Source organism: Pelomicrobium sp. G1 (genome assembly GCF_051905455.1).
In the GTDB taxonomy this organism is placed as follows: domain Bacteria; phylum Pseudomonadota; class Gammaproteobacteria; order Burkholderiales; family UBA6910; genus Pelomicrobium.
Genome location: NZ_JBQACR010000598.1, coordinates 1 through 236 on the forward strand (window position 1 = coordinate 1; position 236 = coordinate 236).

Genomic DNA, 236 nt, shown 5'->3' on the forward strand with positions numbered 1-236 from the left:
GCCTACGCGCTCAAGCAGAAGGCCCACATCCGCACCGATTTCCTTTACAACGGCTTTCCGGTCCGCTGGCAGGCCTTCGTGGACACCGTCGCCTACGTGTTCTTCTTCTTTCCCGGGCTCGCCATCTTCCTCTGGTACGGATGGGACTTTTTTTATGAGTCCTGGCGCTTGAAGGAGCGGGCCATCACCAGCCCGTGGATGCCGCCGCTCTATCCCTTCAAGGCGGTCATCCCGGT

General features: G+C 60.2%; 1 protein-coding gene. It reads left to right on the forward strand.

From position 1 onward, the window contains the following. Positions 1 to 236: TRAP transporter small permease subunit (locus tag ACTFO6_RS19780; protein ID WP_439935994.1), on the forward strand; the 236-nt coding region annotated here is incomplete at both ends.